Below are 24,088 nucleotides of genomic sequence, written 5' to 3'. Positions count from 1 at the left end.
GTCAGGTGACCGGGAGGCCCTTGGTGCCAGCGCCCTTCAGCGAGCGGGTCAGGTTCCGGTCGCTGACCCAGAGGAAGCACTGCACGCCACGGTTGCCGTTCTTCCACTCCTGCTCGTACGGCTGGTAGTAGATCGTCCCGGCGCGGAAGTCGAGCTCGGCGTTGTCCGGCACCTTCACGTACTTCGCGGTCATCGTCTGGCAGGCCCGGTGGGTCCGCTTGGTCGTGCGGTTGAACTCGGCGTAGCTGATGTCCGGTGCCCGCCAGATTCCGACGAACTCGGCGTGGTGCTTGGCGGTGCAGGAGACCGGCTCCATGGCGTCGATGTCGTCCTTGACCAGCTTCGGGTTGAAGCAGCGGTACGCCAGCGGCGCGGCGCCGGTCAGCGCACCCCGGAGGCTGCCGGTGCGCAGGTCGACGGCGGTGTCGTCGATGCTGGCGAGCTCGGTGACGTCACAGCGGTACCAGCGGGCTCCTCCGGCCCAGGCGGGCGGCGAGGGCAGCACGACGGTCAGGCCGAGGCGACCGGAGCGCCAGTCGGCACCCACCGCCTTGCTGACCTCCGTCTCGCAGCCGGCCTGCGCGGTCCGCATGCCGGCCGAGCCGGCCGGCGGGGGCGTGCCGCGTTCCGCGCCCGGGCCGGTGAGCGTGCCGACGTGCACGGTCTCCACCCGGTGTGCTTCGGTGCACGCCACCGGGTTGTAGCCGGTCAGGAAGCCGACCTGCTGGGAGGAGTGGTGGCAGACATCGGCGGCGGGAACGAACTGCTGCGCCGCGACGGGCGCCGGCCAGTCATCGATGAGGTCCTGGTCGACTCCGGCGGGTGCGCCGCACCCGGCCAGCGCCAGGGTCACCGCCGCGCCCACGGCGACCGCCGCCAACCACCGTCGCATCCCCGACCTCCTGCCGCTGGTGGTCTCCGGCCGGCCCCCAGCCGGTCGGTAGCGCCACGGCGCAGCAGCATACGGCACCGGTACTCAGATCGCGGGTAGTCCCTCCGGGCCGGCACCGCGCATCGAGCGGGTGAGTTTGCGGTCGTCGCTCCACAGGAAACAGCGCACGCCGCGGTCGCCCTCCTCCCACTCCCGCTGCGACGGTGGGTAGTAGATGGACCCGGCCCGGTACGGCAGGTCGCTGTTGTTCGGTACGGCGGCGTACGCGGCGATCAACGCCATGCAGCGCCGGTGTGCCTGCTCGGCGGAGCGGGCGAACTCCGCCCAGGTCATCTCCCGTTCCACGTAGACGCCGACGAACTCGGCGCGGTGCGGCTCGGTGCAGAGCACCGGCGCCATGTAGTTGAGGTTGTCGCCGATCAGCTTGGGGTCGAAGCAGCGGTGGGTCAGGGGGGTGTCGCCGATCAACGCGCCGCGCAGGCTGCCGGTGCGGTTCACCGCCCTGGTGTTGTCGATGCTGTCGGTCTCGCTGAGGTCGCAGCGGAACCAACGCGCGCCGCCGGCCCACGCCGGGACGGTGGGCAACGAGATGGACAGGGTGAGACGTGCCGTGTGCCAGTCGCCGCCGAGCACCTCCCGGGCCCGCTGGTCGCACTCGGCGCGGGCGGTGCGCAGCGCCGACGAACCGGGCTCCGGTCGGGTGTCGGCCAGCGCGACCGGGCCGGTGAAGGCGCCGACGTGGATGGCCTCGGCCAGGTGGTTGCGCGCGCAGTCCACCGTCTCGTACGTGCTGGCCTGCACGATCGAGGTGATCCGGGGCAGGCAGGTGTCGGTGGCGGGGGTGAACGGCTTCGGGGCCGCGAGCGCCGGCCAGTCGTCGGTGAGATCACCGTCCGCGCCCCGCGCCGGCCCGCAGCCGGCCAGCAGCATCGTCGTGACGCCGGCCAGCGCCAGCGTTCCGAGCCACCGTCGCATCGTCCGCCCTCCCCGGGAGCTGGCGGCCGGTGACCGCGCCCCGCGGCGAGACCCCGGCGGGCGTGCAACCTCTGGCACCGTCCCGGTTGGAGTGTCGTCGCGTTTCCGTCGATCGGCCAGCCGCTGATGTCTGTTCGTCCGGATTCGGCGGTCCGGACCGGCCAATTCTGCACCACTGGTCACCGCCGGATCACAGCGCGTCGGCCATGGTGCCGCGCTGCGGGCGGCGGGTGGCCGCGTTCGTACACTGACCCCGTGACCGTACCGCCGCCGATCGTCGCGCCGAGCATTCTGGCCGCCGATTTCGCCCACCTCGCCGAAGAAGTCCGTGCCGTCGAGGACGCCGCGGACTGGTTGCACGTAGACGTGATGGACAACCATTTCGTGCCGAACCTGACCATCGGGCTGCCCGTGGTGCAGAGCCTGCGGGCCGTCACCGCCATGCCGTTCGACGTGCACCTGATGATCGAGGACCCACGTCGGTGGGCCCCCGGCTACGCCGACGCCGGGGCGTACAACGTCACCTTCCACGCCGAGGCGTGCGACGACCCGGTGGCGCTGGCCAAGGACCTTCGCTCGGCCGGCGCGAAGGCCGGGCTGGCCATCGACCGGGACACCCCGATCGAGCCGTACCTGGACCTGCTGCCCAGCTTCGACACCCTGCTGATCATGACCATCAAGGCCGGCTTCGGTGGGCAGCGGTTCATCCCGCAGTTGCTGGACAAGGTCCGTGCCGCCCGCCGGCACGTCGCCGCCGGGCATCTGGAGCTGCGCATCGAGGTGGACGGCGGGATCGCCGCCGACACCATCGAGCAGGCCGCCGCCGCCGGCGCCGACGCGTTCGTGGCCGGCACCGCCGTCTACGGCGCCGCCGACCCGGCGGAGGCGGTACGGCACCTGCGGGCGCTGGCGGAACGCGCGGCTCCCGGGGCCTGAGATGGACCCCGACGGCGATCGCAAGGACATCATCCTCGTCGTCGACGACGACGAGGACATCGCCCGTTTCGTCGAGTTCAACCTGCGGCTGCACGGCTTCGAGGTGATCCACGCCAGCGACGGCCAGGAGGCGTTGGAGGTCATCGAGCGGCAGCGGCCGGACCTGGCTGTGGTCGACCTGATGATGCCCCGGATCGACGGGTTGGAGCTGACCCGGCGGCTGCGGGCCGACCCGATGACCTCTGCCCTGCCGGTGATCATGTTGACGGCCAAGGGGATGACCGTGGACAAGGTGCACGGGCTCAGCGCCGGCGCCGACGACTACCTGGTCAAGCCGTTCGACACCGCCGAACTGGTGGCTCGGGTCTCGTCGACGCTGCGGCGCAACAAGGAGTTCCGGGAGGTCTCCCCGCTGACCGGGCTGCCCGGCAACAGCCGGATCCGTCGGGAGATCAGCGACCGAGTCCGGCACGGGGTGGACTACGCGGTCGGCTACGTCGACATCGACCGGTTCAAGAGCGTCAACGACCGGTACGGCTTCGTCCGTGGCGACGACTTCATCTCGGCGCTGGCCCGCAGCCTGCACCGGGCGGTGGTGGCGGTGGGTCTGCCACCCGCCTTCCTCGGCCACGTCGGCGGCGACGACTTCGTCATCGTCTGCGCCCCGGACCAGGTCCGCCCGCTGACCTCCAGGGCGGTGGTCGACTTCGAGAAGGCCGCCGACACGCTCTACGACCCGACCGACCGGGAGCGCGGCTTCGTCGAACTGAAGGACCGGCGTGGCAATATCCGCCGGGCCGCCCTGGTCACCCTCTCCATCGGGGTCTCCCTCTCCGACGACGGCAAGCGGTTCACCGACCCCCTTGAGGTGATCGCGGTGGCCTCGGAGATGAAGACGGTGGCCAAGAGTCAGCCGGGATCGTACGTGGCGGTGGACCGGCGCCGTGGCGTCACCTGAGCGTGATACCGCTGTGAAGTAGCTCGCCTCGGTGGCGGCACACCCCCGTCAGCGTGTAAGACTGCCGTTGTACCCACCACGCGCTGGCGGGACTCGGTGAAATTCCGAACCGGCGGTGATCCACGGTCCAACCGTGGTCAGCCCGCGACCCGGACGGCTCTGCTGTCCGGTGGACCTGGTGAAAATCCGGGGCCGACGGTTGGGGGCGGTTCGTCCGCGCCCAGACAGTCCGGATGGGAGACAGCGCGCGGGACGGACGGGTCCGAGCCGGCCGCTGGCTTCAGCGTGCCGTGTCGACCCCCCGGGGCGGCTGTGCCGTACCCGGAATCCGCCGCCGCCTGCCTGCGGCCCCATGCCGCCTCCCTGACCGCCCGCGCGCGGACCGGCGAGTGAGAGGGCAGGGGCAAGGCGATGGCCAGCGTCTCCGTCGATGAGGCGATGCGGCGTGCGATCGAACTCGCGGCGCGCGGGCTGGGCACAACCAGCCCCAACCCGGTGGTCGGCTGCGTGCTGCTCGACGCGGACGGCCAGGTCGTCGGGGAGGGCTTCCACGCCTACGCCGGCGGCCCGCACGCCGAGATCGTCGCGCTGGCCCAGGCCGGGGAGCGGGCCCGCGGCGGCACCGCAGTGGTCACCCTGGAGCCCTGTAACCACACCGGTCGCACCGGTCCCTGCAGCAACGCGCTGGTCCAGGCCGGTGTGGGCCGGGTGGTGATCGCCGTGCCCGACCCCAACCCGGTGGCCACCGGTGGCGCCGCCACGCTGCGCTCCGCCGGGGTCCGGGTGGACCTGGGGGTACGCGGCGACGAGGCCGAGGCCGGCAACGTCGCCTGGCTGACCTCGATGCGCCGCGGCTGGCCGTACGTGATCTGGAAGTACGCCGCCACCCTGGACGGCCGGTCCGCTGCGGCGGACGGAACCAGCATGTGGATCACCTCGGAGGCGGCCCGGATCGACGTGCACGCGCTGCGCGGCACGGTCGACGCGGTCCTCGCCGGGGTCGGCACCGTGCTCGCCGATGATCCCCGGCTGACCGCCCGCAACCTGCGCGACGGCAGCCTCGCCATCCGGCAGCCGCTGCGGGTCGTGGTGGACAGCGCGGGGCGTACCCCGGCCGACGCCCGGGTCCGCGACGGCGCCGCCCGGACCTGGATCGCGACCGCCGCCGAGGTTGGCGCGGGCCCCGACGGCCGCGTCGATCTGCCGGCGCTGCTCGCGGCGCTGCACCAGCGCGGCGTCCGCGCGGTGCTGCTGGAGGGCGGCCCCCGGCTGGCCGGCGCGTTCCTGGCCGCCGGCCTGGTCGACAAGATCGTCGGGTACGTCGCGCCCCGGCTGCTCGGCGCCGGCCCGACCGCGCTGATCGACGCAGGCGTGACCACCATCGCTGAGGCCATCGATCTGGAGTACGTCGACGTTACGCAGATCGGTCCGGATCTGCGGATCACCGCGTTGCCTCGGAAGAGGGAGGGCTGACATGTTCACCGGCATTGTCGAGGAGCTGGGCGAGATCGTCCGGGTGACGGCGACGGCGGGCGATTCGGCGCTGGTCGCCGTACGCGGCCCGCTGGTCACCTCCGACGCCCGACACGGGGACTCCATCGCGGTCAACGGGGTCTGCCTGACCGTGGTGGAGGTGGCCGACGGGACCTTCACCGCCGACGTGATGGGCGAGACGCTGCGCCGCTCCGCGCTCGGCGCACTGCGCCCCGGCGACCCGGTCAACCTGGAGCGGGCCGCCGCGCTGGGCAGCCGGCTCGGCGGGCACCTGGTGCAGGGGCACGTGGACGGGGTCGGTGAGCTGATCTCCCGGGAGCCGGCCGAGCAGTGGGAGACGGTCCGGTTCCGGCTGCCCGCCGCCCTGTCCCGGTACGTCGTGGAGAAGGGCTCGATCACCATTGACGGCGTCTCGCTGACCGTCGCCGAGGTGGGCGCGGACCAGTTCGCCGTCGGGCTGATCCCGACCACGCTCAAGCTGACCACGCTCGGCGCGAAGGGCGTCGGCGACCCGGTCAACCTGGAAGTCGACGTGCTGGCCAAGTACGTCGAGCGGCTGCTCGGCGCCCGGCTGGCCGACGGCCCGACCGGCCCGGTCGGCGGCGTCGCCGCCCTGGACGGGGTGGCCTGATGGGCCCGCTCGGCTGGCTGCTGGACGCCCAGGTGCAGATCGCCGGCTCGCCGGTGCTGGTCCGGGAGATCGTCGGCAACGTGTTCGGGCTGGTCTCCGCGCTGCTCGGGCTGCGTCGGCTGGTCTGGGCCTGGCCGGTCGGCATGATCGGCAACGCGTTGCTGTTCACTGTCTTCCTCGGCGGGGCGTTCGCCACCCCGCAGGCGCACGACCTGTACGGGCAGGCCGGCCGGCAGGTGTTCTTCTTCGCGGTCAGCGTCTACGGCTGGTGGCGCTGGCAGCGCAACCGCAGCGCCGGCGCCGGGCACGCCGCGGTGCTCCCGCGCTGGGCCACCGGGCGGGAGCGGCTGGCGATGCTGCTGGCCGCCGCCGTCGGCACCGCCGTGGCGTACCCGGTGCTCGCCGCGCTGGGCTCCTGGGGCCCGCTGCCGGACGCCTGGATCCTCACCGGCAGCCTGCTGGCCACCTACGGCATGGCCCGCGGCTGGGTGGAGTTCTGGCTGGTCTGGATCGCGGTGGACGCGGTCGGCGTGCCACTGCTGCTGCGCGGCGGGTTCTACCCGTCGGCGGTCATGTACCTGATCTATGGCGCCTTCTGCGCCTGGGGCTTCGCCGCCTGGTGGCGCACCTCGCGCGCCGTCCGTCCGGTCGCCTCGATCCCGCCCACCTACACGGAGGCTGTCGCATGAGCGAGCGAATCATCAGGTCCAGCGCCGTGGTGCCGGCATGAGCACCTTCGCGAGCATCGAGCAGGCGGTCGCCGAGATCGCGGCCGGTCGTCCGGTCGTCGTGGTCGACGACGCCGACCGGGAGAACGAGGGCGATCTGATCTTCGCGGCCGAGCTGGCCACGCCGGAACTGCTGGCCTTCATGGTGCGGCACACCTCCGGCTACGTCTGCGTGCCGTTGACCGAGAGCGAGTGCGACCGGCTCGACCTGCCGCCGATGCACCACACCAACCAGGACCGCCGCGGCACCGCGTACACCGTGACCGTGGACGCCCGGGAGGGGGTCAGCACCGGCATCTCGGCGGCCGACCGCGCGCACACCATCCGGCTGCTCGCCGACCCGACCACCGACCCCACGGACCTGGCCCGACCCGGGCACGTGGTGCCGCTGCGCGCCCGCGAGGGCGGGGTGCTGCGCCGGCCGGGACACACCGAGGCGGCGGTCGACCTGACCCGGCTGGCCGGGCTGCGCCCGGCGGGCGTGCTCTGCGAGCTGGTCAACGACGACGGCACCATGATGCGCGTGCCGGACCTGGAGAAGTTCTGCGCCGAGCACGGCCTCACGCTGATCACCATCGCCGACCTGATCGCCTACCGGCGGCGGACCGAGAAGCAGGTCGAGCTGGTCGCCGACGCCCGGATGCCAACCCGGCACGGGGTGTTCCGGGCGCTCGGCTACCGCGCCGAGCACGACCCGGCCGAACACATCGCGATGGTGCTGGGCGACCTCGGTGACGGCCAGGACGTGCTGGTCCGGGTGCACTCCGAGTGCCTCACCGGGGACGTGTTCGGCTCACTGCGCTGCGACTGCGGGCCGCAACTGGACGCCGCGCTGGCCCGGGTCGGGCAGGAGGGCCGGGGCGTGGTGCTCTACGTGCGCGGGCACGAGGGGCGCGGCATCGGGCTGCTGCACAAGCTGCAGGCGTACCAGCTGCAGGACCTGGGCCGGGACACCGTGGACGCCAACCTCGACCTGGGCCTGCCGGCGGACGCCCGTGACTACGGCACCGGCGCGCAGATCCTGTACGACCTGGGCGTGCGCTCGATGCGGCTGCTCACCAACAACCCGGCCAAGCGCGCCGGGCTGGAGGGCTACGGGCTGACCATCACCGGCCGGGAGGGACTGCCGGCCGGCGCGCACCCGGAGAACCTGCGCTACCTGCGCACCAAGCGGGACCGGATGGGTCACCTGCTGGACGAGTTGGACGAGGTGACCGAGGCTCCCACGGGGCGTGCGGTTGCCAGCGACGAGATCGGAGCATAAACATGGCGGGTTTCGGGGAGCCGGGCGTCGACGCGGTGGACGCGGCCGGGATGACCGTCGGGGTGGTGGCCGCCCGTTGGCACGGCGAGTTGACCGACCACATGCTGGAGCGGGCCGTCGCCGCCGCCGAGGCGTGTGGCGCGCGGGCGGTGGTGGCCCGGGTCGCCGGGTCGGTCGAGCTGCCGGTGGTGGCCCAGGCCCTCGCGCGCCGCTGCGACGTGGTGGTCGCACTCGGCGTGGTGGTCCGTGGCGCCACGGCACACTTCGACTACGTCTGCCGTTCGGTCACCGACGGGCTCACCCGGGTGGCGCTGGACGAGGGCAAGCCGGTGGCGCACGGTGTGCTCACTGTGGAGACCATCGAGCAGGCCCGGGACCGGGCCGGGCTGCCCGGCTCGGCGGAGGACAAGGGCTGGTCGGCCACCGTCGCCGCGCTGGACGCCGCGCTGGCCGTCCGGACGCTGGCCAGCAACGGTCAGCGGGTCGGCTTCGGCGGCTGACCGGCCGACTGGAAGAATCGGGTTCCGTGAAGACGTTCGAGGAGTTGTTCGCCGAGCTGCAGGCCAAGGCCGCCGCCGGCACCCCGGGCTCGGGCACCGTCGCCGCCCTGGACAAGGGGGTGCACTTCATCGGCAAGAAGGTCGTCGAGGAGGCGGCCGAGTCGTGGATGGCCGCCGAGCACGAGGGGCCGCAGCGCACCGCCGAGGAGATCTCCCAGCTGCTCTACCAGGTCCAGGTGCTGATGCTCGCCAGCGGTCTCGAGCTCAAGGACGTCTACCGACATCTGTGAGTGCCCCCACCCGTTGATCAGAACTGCGATCGAAGGAGCACTCCGTCATGCTGCGTGTCGCCATTCCCAACAAGGGCACCCTGGCCGAGCCGGCCGCCCAGATGCTGCGCGAGGCGGGCTACCGCCAGCGCACCGACCCCAAGGACCTCATCTGCCGGGACGAGGCCAACGACGTCGAATTCTTCTACCTGCGCCCCAAGGACATCGCCACCTACGTCGGCTCCGGTGACCTCGACCTCGGTATCACCGGCCGGGACCTGCTGATCGACTCGGCCGCGCCGGCCGAGGAGGTCGTCGACCTCGCCTTCGGCCGGGCCACCTTCCGCTTCGCCGCCCGCCCCGACGACATCGCCTCCGTGCAGGACCTGGGCGGGCACCGGATCGCCACCGCGTACCCGGGCCTGGTCGAGCGGCACCTCGGCGAGGTAGGCGTCAAGGCCGACGTGATCCGCCTCGACGGCGCGGTGGAGAACGCCGTCCGGCTCGGCGTCGCCGACGTGATCGCCGACGTGGTGGAGACCGGCGCCACCCTGCGCCAGGCCGGCCTGGTCGTCTTCGGCGAGCCGCTGCTGCGCTCCTCCGCGGTGCTGGTCCGTCGGGCCGCCGCACCGGCGCACCCGCAGGCCGAGCAGTTGCTGCGCCGCCTGCACGGTGTGCTGGTGGCCCGCCGCTACGTGATGCTCGCCTACGACGTGCCGGCCGGCCTGCTGGACCGGGCCAGCGGGCTCACCCCGGGCATCGAGTCGCCCACCGTGTCGCCGCTGCACCGCGAGGGCTGGGTGGCGGTGCAGGCCATGGTGCTCCGCGATGACGTGCACCGGATCATGGACGAGCTGTACGAGCTGGGCGCCCGGGCCATCCTGGTCACCAACATCCACGCCTGCCGGCTCTGACCGCCGGTCTGGCCGCCTGGCCGCTGCCTGGCCGCCTGCGTAGCGCTGCCTGACCGCCTGCGCAGCGCACTCGGGCGGTCGACCTGCCTGATCGACTCGGGATCGCCGATGTGGGGGTGTCGGCCCGCTCGGGACACCCCCACATCGCCGAAATCGAGTCGATCTACCGCCCGCGCGGCACCTGCCGGCGTGAGTGGCCGCGCGACGATCACGCACGAACATGGAAGTAGTGGCCTCCGGCGCGGCCGAGGCCACTAGATCCCGGATCGAGCGTGATCTTCCGCAGCGACGCGCGGTCGGCTCGGCGGCCTCGGCGCGGCTCGGCTCCGGCGGGTGGTGCGGTCGTCGGACGAGGGCGGATGGCAGACTGGTGGGGTGAGTGACACCGAACTGGTCCGCCTGAAGCCCCGCCGCATCCGAGTGGTCTGCTGGTCTGCGGCGGTCGCGCTGGTGGTGGTGTTCAGTCTGGTGGCCACATCGCTGAGCGGCCCGACCGGCAACGGCTACGGCAGCTTCCAGCGCGGCGACCAGTTGGCCATGATCGGTCTGGGCATCTTCGGTGCGCTGGCCTTCCTGCTGTTCACCCGCCCCCGGGTCGAGGCCGACGCGCGCGGTGTCCGGGTGCGCAACGTGATCAGCTCGTACGAGCTGCCCTGGGAGGTCGTCCGGGGGGTCCGGTTCGACCGGGGCGCGCCGTGGGCCAGCCTCGAGTTGTACGACGACGACCTGATGCCGATGGTCGCCTTGCAGGCCGCCGACAAGGAGTCGGCCGTCGAGGGGGTCCGCTCGCTGCGCCGGCTGCACGAAGCGCACCAGGCTCGCCTAGCCGACCGCGCCACCGGCCGCTAACCCACGCCGCCCCCCGCCACCAATCCGCGCTGCGGGTCGCGCCGGGTTGCACCGGCCTATGGCGTCACACCGCCGGGGGCCAGGGCGGGTGATCGGTCGACCTTCGGGCGGGCAGCAGGTGGTGGGTGGTGTCCGGTTTGGGGGCGACCGGGTCAGGGGTGTAGTGTTATCGAGTCGACCAGGCTGTCTCCGCGTGCGAGCAGACAGCCACGAAAGCGGAGCGCCTGCTCCCACCCGAGTCGCCGCTACGGTGGCCGGGTCCGGTCCCCGGTTCCGGGCATGTCCCGGTGCCGGATGCGCGATCATATGATCGTGCCGGCCGGTCGAGCGGGCCCTGGCGTATGCCGGGGCCTTCTGCTTTCCGGGTCGGTTCCCACCCGGGAGCCGCGGGGTCGGCACGAAAGCAGAAACGACTCGAGGAGGCCCCATCAGCGTCGAACCACGCGTGAACGAGCAGATCCGGGCACGTGAGGTCCGACTGGTCGGCCCCGAGGGTGAGCAGGTGGGCATCGTCCCACTGGAGCGCGCCCTTCAGCTGGCCGCGGACGTCGATCTGGACCTGGTCGAGGTTGCGCCGATGGCGCGCCCGCCGGTGTGCAAGCTCATGGACTTCGGCAAGTTCAAGTACGAGAGCGCACTGAAGGCGCGCGAAGCGCGGCGTAACCAGCAGCAGACCGTCATCAAGGAAATGAAGCTTCGGCCGAAGATCGACCCGCACGACTACGAGACCAAAAAGGGTCACGTGGTGCGGTTCCTCAAGGCGGGCGACAAGGTCAAGGTGACGATCATGTTCCGCGGTCGCGAGCAGAGCCGCCCGGAGCTGGGCTACCGGCTCCTGCGCCGGCTCGAATCCGAGATCACGGAACTGGGATACGTCGAGGCCGCTCCGAAGCAGGACGGTCGAAACATGATCATGGTTCTCGCTCCGCATCGGGCCGTCAAGGCCTCCGCGGTTGCCGCAACGGCGTCCCGCGGTGCACCTCGGGACCGGGCAGCGGACGAGTCCGCCGCTCCGGAAGCCGATGAGACCGCGGCGGCCGGCGAGACCGCAGCAGCCGGTAATACCGGCACCGCCGCCGACACCAGCGGCGAGTAACAGGGGAGAAGACGTTCCACATGCCGAAGATGAAGAGCCACACGGGTATGGGTAAGCGGGTCAAGGTCACCGGCAAGGGCAAGATCGTTGCCCAGCAGGCCGGCCTCCGCCACAACCTGGAGAAGAAGCCCTCCACCCACACCCGCCGGCTGACCGGCACGGTCGTGCTTGCCAAGGCCGACGTCAAGCGCATCAAGAAGCTGCTCGGCCGCTGACGCGCGCCACCTTTACGTAAGAAGGAGTTGAGATGGCACGCGTCAAGCGGGCTGTAAACGCCCAGAAGAAGCGTCGTACCCTGCTGGAGTCCGCGAGTGGTTACCGCGGTCAGCGCTCCCGGCTGTACCGCAAGGCCAAGGAGCAGGTGCTGCACTCGATGCAGTACGCCTACCGGGACCGTCGTGACCGCAAGGGCGACTTCCGGCAGCTGTGGATCCAGCGGATCAACGCGGGTGCCCGGGCCAACGGGATGACCTACAACCGCCTGATCCAGGGCCTGCGTCTGGCCGGTATCGAGGTCGACCGCAAGATCCTGGCCGACCTGGCTGTCAACGACGCCGCCGCCTTCGCGGCGATCGTCGAGCTGGCCCGGGCCGCGGTCGCGGCCGAGGGCACCGGCGGCGCGGCGGCCCAGGCCGCCTGATCCCCGCGCACAAGAGCGAGGCGTCTCCCGTGTCGGCACCGCCGTCCGGGGGGCGCCTCAATCGTGCCGGAGGACCACACACCATGGCCTTCACCCCGCGTACACCCAGGGTTGTCGCCGCCCGCCGGTTGCAGCGCCGCCGGGACCGCGAGGCCACCGGCCGCTTCCTGGCCGAGGGACCGCAGGCGGTCCGCGAGGCGCTGGCCCGGCCCGGGGTGGTCACCGAGCTGTTTGGTACGCCCACCGCCCTCGACCGGTACGCGGAGTTGGCCGCTGCCGCGGCCCGAGCCGACGTGCCGGTTTCCGAGGTGACCGACGAGGCGCTCGCCGCGCTGGCCGAGACGGTCGCCCCGCAGGGGCTGGTCGCTGTCTGCCGGCACCTGGACGTGCCGCTGGAGCAGGCGCTCGCGGGTGGGCCCCGTCTGGTGGCGGTGCTCGCCGAGATCCGTGATCCGGGCAACGCCGGCACCGTGCTGCGCACCGCCGACGCCGCCGGGGCGGGCGCGGTGGTCTTCGGCGGCGACGCCGTCGACCCGTACAACGGCAAGTGCGTGCGGGCCTCCGCCGGCAGCCTCTTCCACGTCGACGTGGTTCGCGCCGCCGACCCGGTCGAGGTGGTCGGCGCACTACGCGCCGCCGGGCTGACCGTGCTGGCCACCACGGGCTACGGCGACAGCGACCTGGACGACCTGGCCGACTCCGGACGGCTCGCCGAGCCCACCGCCTGGCTGTTCGGCTCCGAGGCGCACGGGCTGCCCGAGGAGTTGACCGCCGCTGCCGACGCCCGGGTCCGGGTGCCGCTGCACGGGCGTGCGGAGAGCCTGAACCTGGCTGCGGCCGCCGCGGTCTGCCTGTACGCTTCGGCGAGAGCACAGCGCTGATGGTGGCCTCACCCGGCGCGACAGATCAGCAGGGGAGTCTCCGTCGATGAACGCGCCACGGCGTTCGTTTAGCCAGCCCGCCGGTGTCGGTGGGCGGCGGGTCTGACCTGCTCCCTGCACAACTCCTACCGGCGGGCTGCGGCGCAGCCGCGCGTCCGTAGACTCGCTTAGCCGCCCCGGTGAGGGCTGGCGCCGCCGTGAGGGAGTGCCCGTACGCCATGAGCTACCGCAACGATCCGTACGACCCGAAGCAGGTCGCCCTACTCGACCCGGCCGCCCTGGCCGAGGCCGTCGCCGACGCCACGAAGGCGTTCACGGCCGCCGCCGACCCGGACGCGCTGACCGCGCTACGCCCCGCGCACCTCGGTGACCGGTCTCCGGTCTCGCTGGCCCGCCGGGAGATCGGCGCGCTGCCACCGGCCGCGAAGTCCGACGCCGGCAAGCGGGTCAACGAGGCCCGCCGGGCAATCGAGACCGCCTACGCCGACCGCGCCGAGGTCGTGGAGCGCGAGCAGGCCGAGCGGGTGTTGGTCGAGGAGCGGGTGGACGTCACCCTGCCGTACGACCGCCGTCCGCGCGGCGCCCGGCACCCGCTGAACACCCTGATGGAGTCGGTCAGCGACCTGTTCGTCGGGATGGGCTACGAGGTGGCCGAAGGCCCCGAGGTCGACCTGGAGTGGGTCAACTTCGACGCGTTGAACATCCCCGCCGACCACCCGGCGCGCGGGCTGATGGACACCTTCCACATCGCACCGGAGGGTTCCGGCCTGGTGCTGCGGACGCACACCTCGAACGTGCAGACCCGCACCATGCTCAGCCGCAAGCCGCCGATCTACGTGATCTGCCCGGGCCGGGTCTACCGCACCGACGAGGTGGACGCCACCCACAGCCCGGTCTTCCACCAGGCCGAGGGTCTCGTCGTGGACAGGGGCATCACGATGGCCCACCTGCGCGGCACCCTCGACCATTTCGCCCGGGCGATCTTCGGCCCGGAGGCGAAGACCCGGTGGCGGCCGCACTACTTCCCGTTCACCGAGCCGTCGGCGGAGTTCGACGTCTGGTTCCCGGAGCACCGCGACGGCCCCCAGTGGGTCGAGTGGGGCGGCTGCGGGATGGTCAACCCGCGGGTGCTGCGCGCCTGCGGCGTGGACCCGGAGGTCTACTCCGGATTCGCGTTCGGCATGGGCATCGACCGGACCCTGATGATCCGGCACGGGGTGAGCGACATCCGCCATCTCTTCGAGGGCGACGTGCGGTTCAGCCGCGCGCTCGGGACCGGGGCGTAGGCGATGCGGGTACGAGACACGGGAACGGTGGTCTGAAGTCATGCGAGTTTCTGTCAGTTGGCTGCGGGAGTACGTCGACCTCCCCGCCGACCTGCCCACCGGTGACCTGGAGCAGGCCCTGGTCGACCTCGGCATCGAGGTCGAGTCCGTGGTGGACCTGCGGGAGACCGTCACCGGCCAGTTGGTCGTCGGCGAGGTGCGCGAGATCGAGGAGCTCACCGGCTTCAAGAAGCCGATCCGGTTCTGCCGGGTCGACGTGGGCGACGCCAACGGCACCGGCGAGCCGCAGGAGATCGTCTGCGGAGCGCGCAACTTCGCCCCTGGCGACCGGGTGGTGGTGATCCTGCCCGGCGGTGTGCTGCCCGGCGGCTTCGCCATCGGCGCCCGCAAGACGTACGGGTACAACTCCGCCGGCATGATCTGCTCGGCGAAGGAGCTGGGCCTGGGCGACGACCACTCCGGCATCATCGTGCTGCCGCCGGACGTGGCGGCCAAGCCCGGCGACGACGCGCGGCCGGTGGTCGGCCTCGACGACGTGGTGCTGGAGCTGGAGATCACCCCGGACCGGGGGTACGCGCTGAGCCTGCGCGGCCTGGCCCGCGAGTTGTCGCACGCGTTCGACGTGCCGCTGCGTGACCCGGCCCTGATGCCCGCACCGGGCGGCACGCCCGAACCGGCGTACCCGGTGGAGGTGCGCGACACGGTCGGCTGCGACCGGTTCGCCGCCCGCCTGGTCCGTGGCGTCGACCCGACCGCGCCCACACCGTCCTGGATGCAGCAGCGGCTCGTCACCGCCGGCATCCGCAGCATCTCGCTGCCGGTCGACATCACCAACTACGTGATGCTGGAGCTGGGCCAGCCGATGCACGCCTTCGACGCCGACCGGATCGTGGGGGCGCTGGTGGTGCGCCGGGCCGAGCCGGGGGAGAAGCTGACCACCCTGGACGGGGTCCTGCGGGTGCTCGCCTCCGACGACATGGTCATCTGCGACGCTGGGCTGCCCAACCCCGGCGCGGGCGAGGGTGCCGGCATCCCGATCTCGCTCGCCGCGGTGATGGGCGGTGAGACCAGCGAGGTCATCGCCGGCACCGCCGATGTGCTCTTCGAGGCGGCGCACTGGGACCCGGCGATGGTCGGGCGGACCGCCCGCCGGCACAAGCTGTTCAGCGAGGCCGCGAAGCGCTGGGAGCGTGGCGTCGACCCGGCCCTGCCACTGGTCGCGCTGGAGCGGGCGGTGCGGCTGCTCACCGAGCACGGCGGCGGCACGCCCGGCGCGGAGATCCTGGACATCGATCACGTCCGGCCGCGTACCCCGATCAGCCTGCCGGCGGACCTGCCCACCCGGCGGATCGGCGTCGAGTACCCGCCGGCGCGGGTCGTCGCCCTGCTGGAGCGGGTCGGTTGCACGGTCGCCCAGGGTGCGGACCGGTTGGCCGAGGACCCGGGCTCGGTCGGCATGGCCAGCGGCGCCGGGGTCGCGCTCAGCGTCACCCCGCCGAGCTGGCGGCCCGACCTGACCGACCCCGCCGACCTGGTCGAGGAGGTGGTCCGCCTCGACGGGTACGACCGGGTGCCGTCGGTGCTGCCGACCGCGCCTCCCGGCCGTGGGCTGACTCCGGGGCAGCATCGGCGCCGGGCGATCGCCCGGTCCCTGGCCGAGCGGGGGTACGTGGAGGTACTCGCGCACCCGTTCGTGTCGTCCGAGCTGGCCGACCTGCTCGGGCTGCCGGCCGACGACCCGCGCCGGCAGGCGGTGCGGCTGGCCAACCCGCTGTCCGAGGAGGAGCCGCTGCTGCGTACCACGCTGCTCGGCCCGCTGCTCGGCATCCTCAAGCGCAACCTCGGGCGGGGTCTTCGCGACCTGGCGCTCTCCGAGATCGGTGCGGTCTTCCACCCGCGGGTGGACGCCGGCAGCCCGCCGGCGATGGGTGTGGACCGGCGTCCCACCGACGCGGAGTTCGCGGCCGCCGACGCGGTGGTGCCGGCGCAGCCGGTGCACGTCGCGGTGGTGCTGACCGGTGACCTCGACCCGGCCGGCTGGTGGGGTCCGGGTCGGCCGGCCGGCTGGGCGGACGCGATCGAGGCGGCCCGCGACGTGCTGGACGCCGCCGGCGTTCCGGCCGAGCGGGTCGAGGTGCGTGCTGCCGAGTACGCCCCGTGGCACCCGGGCCGCTGTGCCGAGGTGCGGGTCGACGGCACGGTCGTCGGACATGCCGGCGAGCTGCACCCGGTGGTGGTGGCGGCGCTGGAGCTGCCCCGCCGTACCTGTGCCATGGAGCTGGACCTGGACGCGTTGCCGTCCGCGCCGGTGACGCCCGCCCCGGCGGTCTCCGGCTTCCCGCCGGCGCTGATCGACGTGGCCCTGGTGGTGGACGACTCGGTGCCGGCGGAGCAGGTGCGCCGGGCGCTGGAGGCGGGCGCCGGCGAGCTGCTGGAGGACGTGCGGCTGTTCGACGTGTACGCCGGTGAGCAGCTCGGTGCGGGTCGCCGGTCGCTGGCCTACAAGCTCACCTTCCGGGCGCCGGACCGGACGCTGACCGTCGAGGAGGCGGTGGCCGCCCGCGACGCGGCGGTCGCCGTCGCGGCGGAGCGCGTGGGGGCGATCCTGCGCGGCGCCTGAGGCGATCTGACACTGGCGTGTCCTCCGTCGGCTGGTCCGACGGAGGACACGTCCGTATCGGGTGTGCCGCGCGTCACCCTCTCATCTCCATGCACTCGCCTGTATGAAGTTGCAACGGCTGATCATGGCTGCTAACCTTCGTTGCATAGTCATGCGGAGGTGAGTATGGGAATCCGAGTCGCGGTCGCCGGAGCGAGCGGCTACGCCGGGGGCGAGCTGCTGCGCCTGGTCGCCGGGCACCCGGAGTTCGACCTGGTCGCTGCCACCGCGCACCGCCAGGCCGGGCACCGCGTCGACGTGGTGCACCCGCAGCTCACCGGTCTGGACCTGGTGCTCGGCGAGACCGACCCGGCGACCCTGGCCGACGCGGACCTGGTCTTCCTGGCCCTGCCGCACGGTGAGTCGGCGGCTCTTGCTGCCCAATTGCCGGCCGATGTCCGGATCGTGGACCTCGGCGCCGACCACCGGCTCGCCGACCCGTACGCCTGGGCGCAGTACTACGGCGGTACGCACGCCGGCCACTGGACCTACGGCCTGCCCGAGCTGCCCGGCCAGCGGGAGCTGATCGCCGGCTCCACCCGGGTGGCGAACACCGGCTGCTACGCCGCAGCGATCACCCTGGCGCTCGCGCCGCTGATCGCGGCCGGTGCGGCCAGCCCCGCCGACGTGGTGGTGGTCGCCGCCTCCGGCACCTCCGGCGCCGGGCGGGCCACCAAGCCGCACCTGCTGGGCAGCGAGGTGATGGGGGACCTGTCGCCGTACCGGGTCGGCACCCACCAGCACGTACCGGAGATCAAGCAGGCCGCCGGAGCGACCGGCCTGTCGCTCACCCCGGTGCTGGCGCCGATGTCGCGCGGCATCCTGGCCACGGTCACCGCGACGCCGGCGCGCGGCGTCGACCCGCAGCAGGTACTGGCCCAGGCGTACGCGGACGCGCCGTTCGTGCACGTGCTGCCCGAGGGTCGTTGGCCGCACACCGGCGCCACCCTCGGCTCGAACTCCTGCCACCTGCAGGCCACCGTCGACGTCGACTCCGGCCGTCTGATCGTGCTCAGCGCGTTGGACAACCTGGGCAAGGGCGCGGCCGGCCAGGCCGTCCAGAACGCCAACCTGATGCTCGGCCTGCCGGAGACGACAGGGCTTTCCGTCTGGGGGGTCGCCCCGTGAGCGTCACCACCCCTCGCGGGTTCCGGGCGGCCGGGGTGGCCGCCGGGCTGAAGGCCAGCGGTGGCGCGGACGTCGCGCTGGTGGTCAACGACGGCCCGGACGCCGGGGTCGCCGGGGTCTTCACCACCAACCGGGTCAAGGCGGCACCGGTGCGCTGGACCCAGCAGGTCGTGCACGGCGGCGTGGTCCGCGCGGTGGTGCTCAACTCCGGTGGCGCCAACGCCTGCACCGGCCCGGCCGGTTTCCAGGACACCCACGCCACCGCCGAGCACACCGCCGCCGCGCTGACCTCGGTCAGCCCACGGCTGATCCTCGGCGCTGGCGAGGTGGCGGTCTGCTCCACCGGCCTGATCGGTGAGCGGCTGCCGATGCCGAAGCTGCTGCCCGGAGTCCGCTCGGCGATCCGGGGTCTGTCCCGTGACGGCGGCTCGGCCGCCGCCGAGGCGATCATGACCACGGACACCCGGCCGAAGACCACGGTGGCCCGGGGCAGCGGCTGGACGGTCGGCGGTATGGCCAAGGGCGCCGGGATGCTCGCGCCGGGGATGGCCACCATGCTCTGTGTGCTGACCACCGACGCGGTGGCCGGGCCGGCGATCCTGGACGAGGCGCTGCGCGCGGCCACCCGGGTCAGCTTCGACCGGGTCGACTCCGACGGCTGCATGTCCACCAATGACACGGTGCTGTTGCTGGCCAGCGGCGCGAGCGGCATCGAGCCGACCCCGGCCGAGCTGACCGCCGCGGTCACCGCGGCCTGTCACGACCTGGCCCAGCAGTTGATCGCCGACGCCGAGGGTGCCACCAAGCAGATCGCCATCGACGTGGTCGGTGCGGCCGACGAGGACGACGCGGTCGAGGTGGGCCGCTCGGTGGCCCGCAACAACCTGGTCAAGACCGCGCTGTTCGGCAACGACCCGAACTGGGGCCGGATCCTCGCCGCCGTCGGCACCACCGCCGCCGCGTTCGAGCCGGACGGGGTGGACGTCGCGGTCAACGAGGTGTGGGTGTGCAAGGCCGGCGCCGCCGCCGAGGACCGCTCGAAGGTCGACCTGACCGGGCGGGACGTGACCATCCGGATCGACCTGCACGCCGGCACAGCGGCCGCGACGATCTGGACCAACGACCTGTCCCACGCGTACGTGCACGAGAACTCGGCGTACTCCACATGAGCCTCAGCACCGACCTCACCCGGGCACAGGTCAAGGCGGAGGCGCTGATTGAGGCGCTGCCCTGGCTGGCTCGTTTCTCCGGCTCCACGGTGGTGGTCAAGTACGGCGGCAACGCCATGACCGACCCCGAGCTGCAGCGGGCGTTCGCCGCCGACATGGTCTTCCTGCGCTACGCCGGCCTCAAGCCCGTGGTGGTGCACGGCGGCGGCCCGCAGATCTCCGCCATGCTGGGCCGGCTCGGCATCGCCAGCGAGTTCCGGGGTGGGCTGCGGGTGACCACCGCCGAGGCGATGGACGTGGTCCGGATGGTCCTGGTCGGGCAGGTGGGCCGGGAGCTGGTCGGGCTGATCAACTCGCACGGCCCGTTCGCCGTGGGTCTCTCCGGCGAGGACGCCCGGCTGTTCACCGCGGTACGCCGCCCGGCGTACGTGGACGGGTTGCCGGTCGACGTCGGCCAGGTCGGCGACGTCGAGTCGGTCGACGTGTCGGCGGTGACCGACCTGATCGGGGCCGGCCGGATCCCGGTGATCTCCACGGTCGCGCCGGACGCCGACGGTGTGCTGCACAACCTCAACGCGGACACCGCCGCCGCCGCGCTGGCCGTCGCGTTGCAGGCCCGCAAGCTGGTCGTGCTCACCGACGTGGCCGGCCTGTACGCCGACTGGCCGGACACCACCAGCCTGATCTCGGAGATCAACACCGACGACCTGGCGAAGCTGCTGCCCAGTCTCGAATCGGGGATGGTGCCCAAGATGGAGGCCTGCCTGCGGGCGGTGGGCGGGGGAGTGCCTGCCGCACACGTCGTCGATGGTCGGGTGGCGCACTCCACGTTGCTCGAGGTCTTCACCTCGGAAGGGTTCGGAACGATGGTGATTGCGGCATGAGCACGTTGGTGCAGCGCTGGGGCCAGTCCATGATGGACAACTACGCCACCCCGCCGCTGGCGCTGGTCTCCGGCGCCGGTGCGGTCGTGGTCGACGACGCCGGCCGGGAGTACCTCGACCTGGTGGGCGGGATCGCGGTGAACGCGCTCGGCCACGCCCACCCGGCCGTGGTGGCCGCCGTCTCCAAGCAGGTCGCCACCCTCGGGCACGTCTCCAACCTCTACGTCGCCGAGCCGCCGGTCGCGCTGGCCGAGCTGCTGCTGGCCCTCGCCGGCCGGCCCGGCCGGGTCTTCTTCGCCAACTCCGGCGCGGAGGCGAACGAGGCGGCGTTCAAGCTCTCCCGGCGGACCGGCCGCAGCCACGTGGTCGCCACCCGGGGCGGGTTCCACGGCCGCACCATGGGAGCCCTCGCGCTGACCGGCCAGCCGGCCAAGGCCGACCCGTTCCGCCCGCTGCCCGGCGACGTGACCCACGTCGACTACGGCGACGTCGCCGCCCTCGACGCGGCGGTCACCGACGCCACCGCCATGGTGATCCTGGAGCCGATCCAGGGCGAGGCCGGCGTGGTCGTACCGCCGGCCGGCTACCTCGCCGCGGCGCGGAAGATCACCGCCCGGCACGGCGCGCTGCTGGTGCTCGACGAGGTGCAGACCGGCATCGGTCGTACCGGGCACTGGTTCGCCCACCAGGCCGAGGGCGTGGAGCCGGACGTGGTCACCCTGGCCAAGGGGCTGGGCGGCGGGCTGCCGCTCGGCGCCACGCTGGCCTTCGGCCGGGCCGCTGACCTGCTCACCCCGGGCTCACACGGCACCACCTTCGGCGGCAACCCGGTCAGCTGCGCCGCCGCGCTCGCCGTGGTGGCGACCATCGCCAACGAAGGGCTGCTCGACCACGTGAAGCGGGTCGGCGAGCGGCTGCGCCGCGGGATCGAGGCGTTGGACCACCCGCTGGTCGCCGGGGTGCGGGGCGCCGGGTTGCTGCTCGGTGTGGCGCTCACCGCGCCGGTGGCGCCGGTGCTGTCCGAGGCGCTGCGCGAGGCCGGTTTCCTGGTCAACCCGGTGCAGCCGGGCGTGGTCCGGCTCGCCCCGCCGCTGATCCTCACCACCGCCCAGGTGGACGCCTTCCTCGCCGCGCTGCCCGCCGCCCTGAACGCGTCAACCCCCGCCGCTGCCACAGATCTCGGAGGGGACCTGCCCTCCCAGGGGTCGGCAGCTGCCAAGAACTCCGCGCCGACCACCGCCACCGCCACGACGGGAACGACCCCATGACCCGGCACTTCCTGCGCGACGACGACCTCTCGCCCGCCGAGCAGGCCACGGTGCTCGACCTGGCCGCGCGGATGAAGGCGGACCGGTTCGGCCACCGGCCGCTGGCCGGGCCGCGCTCGGTGGCGGTGCTCTTCGACAAGCAGAGCCTGCGGACCCGGATCTCGTTCGACGCCGGGATCGCCGAGCTGGGCGGCCACCCCCTCATCGTGGACACCCAGCTCACCCACTTCGGACGGGGCGAGACGCTGGCCGACGCCGGGCGGGTGCTGTCCCGCTACGTCGCGGCCATCGTGCTGCGCACCCACGGCGACGACCGGATCGCCGAGGTGGCCGCGGGCGCGAGCGTGCCGGTGATCAACGCACTCACCGACGGCTTCCACCCCTGCCAACTGCTGGCCGACCTGTTGACCGTTCGCGAGCGGTGCGGTGGCACGGCCGGCCGCACGCTGACCTACGTGGGGGACGGCGGCAACAACATGGCGCAGTCGTACCTGCTGGCCGGGGTGACGGCCGGGATGCACGTGCGGATCGCCGGGCCGGCCGGCTTCGCACCGGACCCGGCCGTGGTGGACCGGGCGGCGGAGATCGCCGCCGGCACCGGCGGGTCGGTGCGGGTGCTGACCGATCCGGGCCAGGCGGTACGTGACGCCGACGTGGTGGCGACCGACACCTGGACCTCGATGGGGCAGGAGGACGACGGGCTGGACCGGATCACCCCGTTCCTGCCGTACCAGGTCAACAAGGAACTGCTCGGCCAGGCCGCGCCGGACGCGTTCGTGCTGCACTGCCTGCCCGCGCACCGGGGCGAGGAGATCACCGATGAGGTGTTCGACGGCCCGCAGAGCGCGGTCTTCGACCAGGCCGAGAACCGGCTGCACGCCCAGAAGGCGCTGCTGACCTTCCTGCTGGGGGCCGACGTCGTAACCGGGGAGACCCGATGACCGCCCCGTTGACCCGCGCCGCCCGGCACGCCCGGATCGTCGAGCTGATCCGCGACCGGGTGGTCCGCTCGCAGACCGAACTGGCCGACCTGCTGGCCAGCGACGGCGTCGGGGTCACCCAGGCCACCCTCTCGCGGGACCTGGAGGAGCTCGGCGCGGTCAAGGTGCGCGGCGGCGACGGGCCGGCGGTCTACCTGATCCCCGAGGACGGCCACCGGCCGCTGCGCGACGCCGAGGCGGCCCCCGCCCGGCTGGTGCGGCTGCTGCGCGAGCTGCTCAACGGGGTCGACTCCAGCGGCAACATCGCCGTGCTGCGCACCCCACCGGGCGCAGCCCAATACCTGGCCAGCGCGTTGGACCGAGCGGGCCTGCCCGAGATCGTCGGCACCATCGCCGGCGACGACACCATCCTCGTCGTGGCCCGCGAGGCCGTCGGCGGGGCCGCACTCGGCGAGAAGCTCGCCGGCTGGGCCCGCAGGGAAGACAACGTTGAAGGGAGCACCACACCATGACCGAGCGGGTCGTCCTGGCGTACTCCGGAGGGCTGGACACCTCCGTCGCCATTCCTTACCTGGCCGAGCAGACCGGCGCCGAGGTGATCGCGGTAGCGGTCGACGTTGGGCAGGGCGGCGAGGACCTTGACGCCATCCGGCAGCGCGCGCTGGACTGCGGCGCCGCCGAGTCCGAGGTGGTCGACGCGCGCGACGAGTTCGCCGCCGACTACTGCCTGCCGGCCATCCGGGCCAACGCCCTCTACATGGACCGTTACCCGCTGGTCTCGGCGCTGTCCCGGCCGCTGATCGTCAAGCACCTGGTGGCCGCGGCGCGTCAGTACGGCGGGACGATCGTCTCGCACGGCTGCACCGGCAAGGGCAACGACCAGGTCCGGTTCGAGGTGGGCTTGAACGCTCTCGCCCCCGACCTGAAGATCATCGCGCCGGCCCGGGACTTCGCCTGGACACGGGACAAGGCGATCGCCTTCGCCGAGGAGAAGGGGCTGCCGATCGACGTCTCGGCGAAGTCGCCGTACTCCATCGACCAGAACCTGTGGGGACGCGCGGTGGAGACCGGGTTCCTGGAGGACATCTGGAACGCCCCGATCGAGGACCTCTACTCGTACACCGACGACCCGGCGCAGGACCGCGACGCCGACGAGGTCGTGATCACCTTCGACGCCGGCGTACCGGTGGCCATCGACGGTGAGACGGTCACCCCGTACCAGGCGATCCTGGAGCTGAACCGGCGCGCCGGGGCGCAGGGCGTGGGCCGGCTCGACATGGTCGAGGACCGGCTGGTCGGCATCAAGAGCCGCGAGGTGTACGAGGCTCCCGGCGCGATCGCGCTGATCACCGCCCACCAGGAACTGGAGGCGGTCACCGTGGAGCGGGACCTGGCCCGGTTCAAGAAGGGCGTCGACCAGCGCTGGGGTGAGCTGGTCTACGACGGCCTGTGGTTCTCCCCGCTGAAGGACTCGCTGGACGCGTTCATCGACGACGCGCAGCAGCACGTGAGCGGCGAGGTGCGGATGACCCTGCACGGCGGCCGGGCCACCGTCACCGGCCGGCGCTCCGAGGCGAGCCTCTACGACTTCGGAATGGCCACCTACGACACCGGCGACACCTTCGACCAGTCCCTGGCCAAGGGTTTCGTGCAGCTGTGGGGCCTGCCGAGCCGGATGGCCGCCGCGCGGAACGCCCGGCTGGGCGGCACCGGCCAGTGACCCCCA

25 protein-coding genes and 1 riboswitch are annotated in these 24,088 nt (G+C 72.7%); of the genes, 23 read left to right on the top strand and 2 right to left on the bottom strand.

From position 1 onward, the window contains the following. Position 1: 1 nt before the first annotated feature. Together OG990_RS17815 and OG990_RS17810 are read right to left on the bottom strand one after the other, a co-directional pair. Positions 2 to 892 carry a septum formation family protein gene (locus OG990_RS17815; RefSeq protein ID WP_406081571.1) on the bottom strand — a complete coding sequence of 297 codons (891 nt, stop codon included), beginning with the start codon at positions 890 to 892 and terminating at the stop codon, positions 2 to 4. Positions 893 to 976: 84 nt separating this feature from the next. Continuing rightward, positions 977 to 1,867, bottom strand: a complete 891-nt coding sequence (locus OG990_RS17810; RefSeq protein ID WP_386991697.1) for a septum formation family protein — start codon at positions 1,865 to 1,867, stop codon at positions 977 to 979. 255 nt (positions 1,868 to 2,122) lie between these two features. Between OG990_RS17810 and rpe the strand changes: the two genes are divergently transcribed. From rpe to OG990_RS17695, 23 genes are all read left to right on the top strand, one after another. Further along, a complete protein-coding gene (rpe, locus tag OG990_RS17805; RefSeq protein ID WP_328414119.1) occupies positions 2,123 to 2,803 on the top strand; it encodes a ribulose-phosphate 3-epimerase in 681 nt (226 codons plus the stop codon). Position 2,804: 1 nt separating this feature from the next. Next, positions 2,805 to 3,761, top strand: coding sequence for a response regulator (locus tag OG990_RS17800; protein WP_328414120.1), 957 nt, complete (start codon positions 2,805 to 2,807; stop codon positions 3,759 to 3,761). Between the two features lie 78 nt (positions 3,762 to 3,839). Then, positions 3,840 to 4,010, top strand: a riboswitch (FMN riboswitch). Positions 4,011 to 4,172: 162 nt separating this feature from the next. After that, on the top strand, positions 4,173 to 5,234 hold the full coding sequence (gene ribD, locus OG990_RS17795; RefSeq protein ID WP_328426466.1) for a bifunctional diaminohydroxyphosphoribosylaminopyrimidine deaminase/5-amino-6-(5-phosphoribosylamino)uracil reductase RibD: 1,062 nt from the start codon (positions 4,173 to 4,175) through the stop codon (positions 5,232 to 5,234). Position 5,235: 1 nt separating this feature from the next. After that, complete coding sequence (locus tag OG990_RS17790) at positions 5,236 to 5,886, top strand: riboflavin synthase (RefSeq protein WP_406081570.1); 651 nt, start codon at positions 5,236 to 5,238, stop codon at positions 5,884 to 5,886. Then, positions 5,886 to 6,575: a nicotinamide riboside transporter PnuC gene (pnuC, locus tag OG990_RS17785; RefSeq protein WP_328414124.1), complete on the top strand. Its 690-nt coding sequence runs from the start codon at positions 5,886 to 5,888 to the stop codon at positions 6,573 to 6,575. Before OG990_RS17790 ends, pnuC begins: the two co-directional genes overlap by 1 nt. A gap of 37 nt (positions 6,576 to 6,612) precedes the next feature. Beyond that, on the top strand, positions 6,613 to 7,878 hold the full coding sequence (locus OG990_RS17780) for a bifunctional 3,4-dihydroxy-2-butanone-4-phosphate synthase/GTP cyclohydrolase II (protein WP_328414126.1): 1,266 nt from the start codon (positions 6,613 to 6,615) through the stop codon (positions 7,876 to 7,878). A 2-nt stretch (positions 7,879 to 7,880) separates the two neighbouring features. Next, positions 7,881 to 8,378 (top strand): 6,7-dimethyl-8-ribityllumazine synthase, encoded by a 498-nt coding sequence (gene ribH, locus OG990_RS17775; protein ID WP_328414128.1) that lies wholly within the window; start codon positions 7,881 to 7,883, stop codon positions 8,376 to 8,378. A gap of 8 nt (positions 8,379 to 8,386) precedes the next feature. After that, entirely contained in the window at positions 8,387 to 8,668 is a 282-nt protein-coding gene (locus OG990_RS17770; RefSeq protein ID WP_328426468.1) for a phosphoribosyl-ATP diphosphatase, read from the top strand. Between the two features lie 47 nt (positions 8,669 to 8,715). Next, positions 8,716 to 9,561 (top strand): ATP phosphoribosyltransferase, encoded by an 846-nt coding sequence (gene hisG / locus OG990_RS17765; RefSeq protein WP_328414130.1) that lies wholly within the window; start codon positions 8,716 to 8,718, stop codon positions 9,559 to 9,561. 375 nt (positions 9,562 to 9,936) lie between these two features. After that, positions 9,937 to 10,410: a PH domain-containing protein gene (locus tag OG990_RS17760; protein WP_406081568.1), complete on the top strand. Its 474-nt coding sequence runs from the start codon at positions 9,937 to 9,939 to the stop codon at positions 10,408 to 10,410. A 445-nt stretch (positions 10,411 to 10,855) separates the two neighbouring features. Next, complete coding sequence (infC, locus tag OG990_RS17755) at positions 10,856 to 11,506, top strand: translation initiation factor IF-3 (protein ID WP_328414137.1); 651 nt, start codon at positions 10,856 to 10,858, stop codon at positions 11,504 to 11,506. A 20-nt stretch (positions 11,507 to 11,526) separates the two neighbouring features. Then, on the top strand, positions 11,527 to 11,721 hold the full coding sequence (gene rpmI / locus OG990_RS17750; protein ID WP_328414139.1) for a 50S ribosomal protein L35: 195 nt from the start codon (positions 11,527 to 11,529) through the stop codon (positions 11,719 to 11,721). Between the two features lie 32 nt (positions 11,722 to 11,753). Continuing rightward, a complete protein-coding gene (gene rplT / locus OG990_RS17745; protein WP_281583696.1) occupies positions 11,754 to 12,146 on the top strand; it encodes a 50S ribosomal protein L20 in 393 nt (130 codons plus the stop codon). 83 nt (positions 12,147 to 12,229) lie between these two features. After that, a complete protein-coding gene (locus OG990_RS17740) occupies positions 12,230 to 13,027 on the top strand; it encodes a TrmH family RNA methyltransferase (RefSeq protein WP_406081565.1) in 798 nt (265 codons plus the stop codon). A 218-nt stretch (positions 13,028 to 13,245) separates the two neighbouring features. Next, positions 13,246 to 14,313 carry a phenylalanine--tRNA ligase subunit alpha gene (gene pheS, locus OG990_RS17735; protein ID WP_406081563.1) on the top strand — a complete coding sequence of 356 codons (1,068 nt, stop codon included), beginning with the start codon at positions 13,246 to 13,248 and terminating at the stop codon, positions 14,311 to 14,313. Between the two features lie 40 nt (positions 14,314 to 14,353). Then, positions 14,354 to 16,933 carry a phenylalanine--tRNA ligase subunit beta gene (gene pheT / locus OG990_RS17730; protein WP_406081561.1) on the top strand — a complete coding sequence of 860 codons (2,580 nt, stop codon included), beginning with the start codon at positions 14,354 to 14,356 and terminating at the stop codon, positions 16,931 to 16,933. Between the two features lie 165 nt (positions 16,934 to 17,098). Further along, the gene (gene argC, locus OG990_RS17725; protein WP_406081560.1) at positions 17,099 to 18,100 is read left to right on the top strand and encodes an N-acetyl-gamma-glutamyl-phosphate reductase; all 1,002 of its coding nucleotides are present in this window, start codon (positions 17,099 to 17,101) and stop codon (positions 18,098 to 18,100) included. Then, positions 18,097 to 19,269: a bifunctional glutamate N-acetyltransferase/amino-acid acetyltransferase ArgJ gene (gene argJ, locus OG990_RS17720; RefSeq protein WP_406081559.1), complete on the top strand. Its 1,173-nt coding sequence runs from the start codon at positions 18,097 to 18,099 to the stop codon at positions 19,267 to 19,269. The genes argC and argJ overlap by 4 nt, the downstream gene beginning before the upstream one ends. Further along, complete coding sequence (gene argB, locus OG990_RS17715) at positions 19,266 to 20,153, top strand: acetylglutamate kinase (protein WP_386991679.1); 888 nt, start codon at positions 19,266 to 19,268, stop codon at positions 20,151 to 20,153. The genes argJ and argB overlap by 4 nt, the downstream gene beginning before the upstream one ends. After that, positions 20,150 to 21,421 carry an acetylornithine transaminase gene (locus OG990_RS17710; protein WP_406081558.1) on the top strand — a complete coding sequence of 424 codons (1,272 nt, stop codon included), beginning with the start codon at positions 20,150 to 20,152 and terminating at the stop codon, positions 21,419 to 21,421. Before argB ends, OG990_RS17710 begins: the two co-directional genes overlap by 4 nt. Then, complete coding sequence (argF, locus tag OG990_RS17705; RefSeq protein ID WP_328414158.1) at positions 21,418 to 22,362, top strand: ornithine carbamoyltransferase; 945 nt, start codon at positions 21,418 to 21,420, stop codon at positions 22,360 to 22,362. The genes OG990_RS17710 and argF overlap by 4 nt, the downstream gene beginning before the upstream one ends. After that, positions 22,359 to 22,874, top strand: coding sequence for an arginine repressor (locus OG990_RS17700; protein ID WP_328414161.1), 516 nt, complete (start codon positions 22,359 to 22,361; stop codon positions 22,872 to 22,874). Before argF ends, OG990_RS17700 begins: the two co-directional genes overlap by 4 nt. After that, entirely contained in the window at positions 22,871 to 24,082 is a 1,212-nt protein-coding gene (locus OG990_RS17695; RefSeq protein ID WP_406081555.1) for an argininosuccinate synthase, read from the top strand. The genes OG990_RS17700 and OG990_RS17695 overlap by 4 nt, the downstream gene beginning before the upstream one ends. The last annotated feature ends 6 nt before the right edge of the window (positions 24,083 to 24,088 follow it).

This window comes from Micromonospora sp. NBC_00858 (assembly GCF_045207365.1).
Lineage (GTDB): Bacteria > Actinomycetota > Actinomycetes > Mycobacteriales > Micromonosporaceae > Micromonospora.
This window is presented reverse-complemented; position numbering and strand designations above follow the sequence as displayed.